The organism is Nocardia sp. NPDC059228 (assembly GCF_042754245.1).
In the GTDB taxonomy this organism is placed as follows: domain Bacteria; phylum Actinomycetota; class Actinomycetes; order Mycobacteriales; family Mycobacteriaceae; genus Nocardia.
This window is the reverse complement of sequence record NZ_JBHZAL010000080.1, coordinates 1-6,388: the sequence shown is the minus strand read 5'-3', so window position 1 is coordinate 6,388 and position 6,388 is coordinate 1. Positions and strand designations below refer to the sequence as shown.

The window sequence follows — 6,388 nt, the reverse complement described above, 5'->3', positions numbered from 1 at the left end:
ACGGCCGCTTCCGGCAATGGCGTGGGTGGTGCGGTGCGCAAGAAGCCGAAGCCGCGCAAGCGCGGTGGCGCGGGCGCCGGTGCCGCCTCCGGTGACGCCGTGACCGCCCCGATGCAGGGCACCGTCGTCAAGGTCGCGGTCGAAGAGGGACAGTCCGTCGAGGCGGGCGACCTGGTCGTCGTGCTCGAGGCCATGAAGATGGAGAACCCGGTCACCGCCCACAAGGCCGGTGTCATCACCGGTCTCGCGGTGGAGGCCGGTGCGGCCATCACCCAGGGCGCTCCGATTTGCAGTGTAAGCCAAGGAGACCAGACATGACCGTCATCAATCCCACACCGCTGCAACCGCATTCGTCCGTCGAGGAATCGCAGGTCCGGTCGATCGACCTCGACGGCGGTGACGCGACGCTGTCGGCACTTATCACCACGCCGGTCCGGCAGCAGCCGCGTGGCACCATCGTCGCCCTGCACGGGGCCGGGATGCGGGCCGGATACTTCCACGGTCGGGCCCTGCCCGGCATGTCGATGCTCGAACTGGGTGCGGCCCTCGGCTTCTCGGTCGTCGCCATCGACCGCCCCGGGTACGGCGCGTCCGCCGACGCACTGCCCGAGGGCCAGCCCGTCATCGACCAGGCCGCCACCCTCGCCAACGCGCTGCGTGATCTGACCGGGCGGTTCGACACCGGCGCGGGTGTGCTGCTGCACGCCCATTCGTTCGGCGGCAAGCTGGCGCTGGCCACTGCCGCTTATCAGCGCGTACCCGATCTACTCGGCATCGACGTCTCCGGGTGCGGGCACCGTTACGCCCACCCTGCCGATGGGCTCGAGAACATCGGCGCGACGTGGACGAAGAGCTGGCTGCCGCTGCAGCTGTATCCGCCGGAGACCTTCCATCAGGCCCGCTCGATCACCGCGCCGATCCCGGCCGCCGAGCAGTTCGACATCGTGAGCTGGGAATCGATGTTTCCGGCGATCGCAAAACGCATCCGGGTTCCGGTCCGGTTCACCTTCGCCGAGCACGAGCGCTGGTGGCATCACGACGACCGCACCCTCGCGAATCTGCGCTCCCGGATGCGGCATTCACCGCGCGTGGTCATCGACCGTCAGCTCGATGCCGGACACAACACCAGCCTCGGCTACACGGCGCGCACCTTCCACCTGCGGTCGCTGGCCTTCGCCGAGGAATGCGTCGCGCGGAGGCAGCGCCGATGAGCTACCCCGCCGCCCGCACCCTCCTCGACGTCGCGCCCTATGCCCTCCTGGCGCCCGGGCAGGGCTCACAGAAACCGGGCATGCTGACCGACTGGCTGTCGCTGCCGGGCGCCGAGCAAAGCCTCACGCGCTGGTCGGAGATCTGTGACCTCGACCTGCTGCGCCTCGGAACCACGGCCGACGCAACCGAACTCGTCGACACCGCCACCACCCAGCCGCTGGTGGTCGCCGCCGCGCTGCTCGCGGTGGCGGCGTTGCACGCCGCGGGCGGACTCGGCCCCGACACGATCGTGGCCGGTCATTCGGTCGGCGAGCTCGCGGCGGCAGCGGCCGCCGGCGTGATCTCCCCCGACGACGCGATCGCCCTGGCCTCCACCCGCGGCCGCGCCATGGCCGACGCCTGCGCCGCGGACCGCACCGGTATGGCGGCTGTCCTCGGCGGCAGCCTCGAGGAGATACTCACCCGCATCGCGGAACTCGATCTGGTGCCCGCCAACCACAATGCTCCCGGCCATCTCGTCGTCGCCGGACGCATCGAAGCCCTGGCCGCGCTGTCGGCCGACCGCCCGGCGGACGCCAAAGTGGTCGTCCTCCCGGTGGCGGGCGCCTTCCACACCGAATTCATGGCCGCCGCCCGCGACACGGTGACCCGCGCGATCGGAAAACTCGTCCCCCGCAACCCGATCCGTCCCCTGCTCTCCAACCTCGACGGTCGCCCCGTCACGTCGGGCGCCGACGCCCTGACCAAGATCGCCGCTCAGATCACCCGCCCCGTCCGCTGGGACCTGTGCACGACAACCCTGCGCCAGGATGCCCGCCTCACCACGCTCCTCGAACTCCCCCCGGCGGGCGTCCTCACCGCCATTGCGAAACGCGAACTCCCCCACCTGAACCGCCACCCCCTGCGCACCCCCGCAACCCTCACCGCAGCTCTCGACGCCCTCACCACCCCTACCAGACCCGGAAGCACGCCGTAGCTCGCTGTATGAAGCGGGCTTCCGGTCGCCGACCGAACAAACACAAAACGGCAGGCACCGTGTAGTGCCTGCCGTTTGAAGTGGACCTGGCTGGGCGTTATTCCAAACGGGCTGACCTGCACAAACTCGAAACCACCCGCGCCAAAATCGACAACAGCCCCTCGTCCCCACTCCCCCGCCGACACAAGAAGCCTCCGGCGGACCGTCCTCGCGAGCCTCGCAGAATCGAGCCGCGCCTCGGCCCTGCGACGGTCGAGGAACTCCTTCACGCGTACCGCGACGGCACCTCGACCACACAACTCGCGGCGCGCTACGGAATCTCCAAGACCGCCGTCCTCAACCTGCTCACCAACCGCAACGTTCCCCGCCGATTCCAATCGATGAGCACCAACGACATCGACCACGTCGAACGGCTGTACCTCGCCGGCCATTCCCTCGTCAGCTGTAGCCGCCTCACCGGCTTCCCCGCCAGCACCATCCGCGACGCACTCCGCGAACGCGACACCCCAATGCGGGCACCCGGCGGGCGCCACCGCGCACCGCGTTAGACCCCCACGAGTCGGCGTGTCGACACGCCGACTCGTGGATCAAATTTCCCGACATAGCAAGCGATCGGCAACCAACCTCTCCGGCTCAACCGATACCTCCCCCATGCCAACCACGATCGATTTCGCAGACAGCGTGAGACTTAGCAGTCGGAAGCCCCTCGGCGTTCAGGATTTTCACGAGGTTACGCAGGGAATGCTGCTCGATGTGCAGGACGATGGCACGATGGAGCACGTCGAGACGGCACAGCATCGGCTTGCCCGTACCCACTCCTTGTCCCGGCAACGCAGCAACTTCAGCACCGCGGCGAGCACCGAGGTCGTTGTGGGAGCGGGATGCGGTTGCGCGCGGCGACCGCAGCTGGCTGAACATTGCCAACGTCCTCGTCCGCAATTTCGCCGACGGCCGCACCCCCACCCCAATTGCCGGCGAGATCAACCCAAGCCGCTCCGCGGTCAGCAGGATCATCGGCAATGAAAACGACCTTCTCAAGAAGGAGCCGCGTGCACACCTCTGTGAAAGGCAAGCGATTTCCGCCCAACCGAACTGATACAGCGCTCATCTCCTCGACTTCGGCGTGTCGATACGACACGCCGAAGCAATTTGCCACGCTAGCAATCGATCAGTGATCGACCGTATGGTTCACAGTGGAGCGACGACACTGACGGTGTTGTCGTCCCGATTGGTCACATAGGCGATATGAGTAGTCGGGTTCACGGCAACGCTTCCCCCACCCCGACCGACGTCGACGCTCGCGACGACATCCTTAGTAGCGATGTCCACGACATATAATGTCGACACCGCGTTGGAATAGGGTTCGGTGCCACGCTTACCACCGACGGCGAAAATCACACCACCGGCCGCATCAACGGCCAAGCCATGGGCAACGCCGAGATACGTTGTACCAGTTGCAGTTTTCGTCCGCAGGTCGATGACGGTCAAGGACGTATCGCTCGCCGCATACGCGATGCCCGACCGCGAGTCCATATCGATGCCGTAGGTGGGCCACCCCACGTTGATCGACGTCGTCGTGTTCGTTGCGATGTCGACGACAGCCACCGAGTTACTCAGCGGCTGGGTGATGACCAGGGACCGAGTCTGCGAATCGAAGGTGACGTCGGCGGGCAGCTCCTTCGGCTTGAGTGTCGAGACGACGGCATCGGTACGCGTGTCGATCACGGAAATCGAACCCTTGCTTCCCTCTCCCATCGGATTGCCTCGATTCGCGACGTAGGCGGTATGCGAGCGGGAGTCCACGACAATGCCTTCCGGCGCCAGCCCCACGGTGAGAGTTGCACTGATCTTGTTCGTACGAGCGTCGATCACTGTGACCGAACCGGAAACGTCCACGATGTCGTCACTGCGCTCGGTCACCGTCGACGATGGCGCGCTGCCGGTGACATATACCTTGCGCGATTCAGAATCCACCGCGACACCTGTTGGGAAGTGCGGTATTTCGATGGTGGTCGTGACCTGGTTCGTACGGAGATCGATGATCGAAATGGACCCACCGGCCTTCTTGGCGTAGTCACCCCAGTTGGCCACATACGCCGTCTCGGCGATCGGATCCACAGCTATCCCACTCGGACTGATACCAACCGGAACAACCGCCGTCACCGCCCGGGGCGCCCCCGGAGCGACCGTGCGCGTCGGCTGCACAGGTGTGGACGACGAAGCCACACCGCCCTGCCCGGAATCGTCACGTCCTAGATAGACGGCAGTGCCGACGGCTCCTGTGACGACAAGCAAAACACCCGCTGCCAGCAGGACCAAAGGTTTCGGAGCAATGCGACCGCGTGACCTACCTACCGCGCGGGACAACCCGGATGCATTTTGCGCCTGATCCTCCGCCACGTCATCCTGATCGATGCCTGTCACGAGGGTCCCGTCGTCGACCCGGGTAGGCTCCGCCACTGCAACGGAAAGCGGGAAGGTCCAGCCAGCACCCCATTTCGTGGTCGCCGGCGATTCCGCGACCGTTGCCAGTGCCACCCCACGTGTAGGGTGTACAACCTCACCTGCCGCAGAGGCCAGTTCGCCCGCCGTGCGGTACCGACGATCCGGGTCCTTGGCCATCCCTCGTCTGATGACCTCGTCCAGCCCGTCCGGCACTTCGGGGTTCAACGCAGTCGCCCGCGGCACCGGTGTCATCATGTGCGCCCGCATTTGCTGTGCGGGATCGGTTTCGCCGAATGGCCTTCGACCCGTGAGACATTCGAAGAGCACGCAGGCGAGAGCGTAGACGTCCGCGCGGGCGTCCTCCTGTCCGGTGAATCGTTCGGGGGCCATGTACGCCCATGTACCGATCGCCGCACCTGTGGTCGTGATGGCAGTCTGCCCATGCCTGCGCGCGATCCCGAAATCGATCAGGTAAGCGAACCCACTGGGCAGCACAATGACATTGGATGGCTTGACATCTCGATGCACGAGATCGGCCGCATGCGCGGTATCGAGAGCTGCGGCGATCTGGGCGACGAGATCCACTGCAGTCGTGGGTGGCACCGGTCCACATTTTACGACCTCCGCCAGGTCGGTGCCCTCGATGTACTCCATGTCGATGAACAGTCGCCCATCGAGTTCACCGAACGTGTGGATCGGGACTATATGTGGCCCACGCACTTTGGCCGCCAGCCGCGCCTCCCGTTCAAAGCGCTTGCGATAGCCCTCATCCGCAACCGCCTCGGGCGGAAGCACTTTGAGTGCTACATCGCGATCGGTATGGGTGTCGTGCGCCAGCCACACTTGTCCCATTCCGCCTCGACCGAGTAAACGCACGAGTTGGTAATGGCCGAAACGGGTCTCCCCCGACACCTATCCTCCCGAATCCGTTCGCCACGCGGCGATCCGTGGCACCCGCTGAGCTTACGGCCTCATGGACACGCAGCACCCGGTCAGTGCGTCTACGAGGTCGGACTCGGGCAAGACAGCCAACCTGATCGTCGTAACCGAAGTGTGGTTCCAATACGCGTGAGGGCTGGGCCGACTGGTTCATCCGCGGTGGCGGGTTCGTGCGGCAAAGGTGATGGCGGCGGCGGAAACTGGTTCCATGGATCGCAGTTAGACCCCGTGTTCTTGCGGACAACGTAACACTCCGCAGGTGTGCTTCGCTCTGGTCAGTGCCACGTAGAGCACGCAGTGTTCTGGCTCAAGTTCGCGGAGCCCCTGGTCGAGTATGCGTTCCTGTGCGAGGTTCAGTGCGACCCCGACATGGTTCCATTCGCGCCCCTTCGCCTGGTGGACGGTCAGTCCGGGGATGAGGTCGCGGCGCTGTAGCCGTGCACGGAGGCGGTCGAGTTCGCCTTCCCGGATGCTCTCATCGCCTGCCCTGCGAGGCCGCGTCCGTCCGAATTCCACGGTCCGGGCCCGCAGTCTTTCGAGAACGGTGCCCGCAGGGACGTCTGCGACAAGCTCCGCTAGGGCGGGGCGGAGAACCGTGGCGCGGAAACCCTCCAGGGCTTCATCGGTCAGACCGAGGCGGATCAAGGCATTTTGCTGACCGAACGCAGGCAGTCCAAGCCCTGATCCGGTCGCGATATCGAGCAGGGGGCTGCTGCAGGGGTAGGTGACAACCGAGATGGCTTGCCGAGAGGCGGGCCTGAGAGGATGTCGCAGTGCCCAAGCCGTATCCGAAAGAGTTCCGCGACGATGTCGTGC

7 protein-coding genes are annotated in these 6,388 nt (G+C 65.5%); 4 read left to right on the top strand and 3 right to left on the bottom strand.

What is annotated here, in order from left to right; all coding sequences use genetic code 11:
• From ACFXKA_RS42400 to ACFXKA_RS42385, 4 genes are all read left to right on the top strand, one after another.
• Window positions 1-318 (top strand): acetyl-CoA carboxylase biotin carboxyl carrier protein subunit (locus ACFXKA_RS42400; RefSeq protein WP_379431816.1); only part of this gene is annotated, 318 nt, incomplete at its 5' end.
• The gene (locus ACFXKA_RS42395; RefSeq protein ID WP_379431815.1) at window positions 315-1,211 is read left to right on the top strand and encodes an alpha/beta hydrolase; all 897 of its coding nucleotides are present in this window, start codon (window positions 315-317) and stop codon (window positions 1,209-1,211) included. The genes ACFXKA_RS42400 and ACFXKA_RS42395, both read left to right, overlap by 4 nt.
• Complete coding sequence (locus ACFXKA_RS42390; protein ID WP_379431814.1) at window positions 1,208-2,188, top strand: ACP S-malonyltransferase; 981 nt, start codon at window positions 1,208-1,210, stop codon at window positions 2,186-2,188. Before ACFXKA_RS42395 ends, ACFXKA_RS42390 begins: the two co-directional genes overlap by 4 nt.
• Before the next feature lie 80 nt (window positions 2,189-2,268).
• A complete protein-coding gene (locus tag ACFXKA_RS42385; protein ID WP_379431813.1) occupies window positions 2,269-2,736 on the top strand; it encodes a hypothetical protein in 468 nt (155 codons plus the stop codon).
• A gap of 85 nt (window positions 2,737-2,821) precedes the next feature.
• Here the strand turns inward: ACFXKA_RS42385 and ACFXKA_RS42380 are convergent, their stop codons facing one another.
• From ACFXKA_RS42380 to ACFXKA_RS42370, 3 genes are all read right to left on the bottom strand, one after another.
• Complete coding sequence (locus ACFXKA_RS42380) at window positions 2,822-3,202, bottom strand: hypothetical protein (protein ID WP_379431812.1); 381 nt, start codon at window positions 3,200-3,202, stop codon at window positions 2,822-2,824.
• 174 nt (window positions 3,203-3,376) lie between these two features.
• Entirely contained in the window at window positions 3,377-5,545 is a 2,169-nt protein-coding gene (locus ACFXKA_RS42375; protein WP_379431811.1) for a serine/threonine-protein kinase, read from the bottom strand.
• Window positions 5,546-5,791: 246 nt separating this feature from the next.
• Window positions 5,792-6,088 (bottom strand): 3'-5' exonuclease, encoded by a 297-nt coding sequence (locus tag ACFXKA_RS42370; RefSeq protein ID WP_379431817.1) that lies wholly within the window; start codon window positions 6,086-6,088, stop codon window positions 5,792-5,794.
• Window positions 6,089-6,388 lie beyond the last annotated feature (300 nt).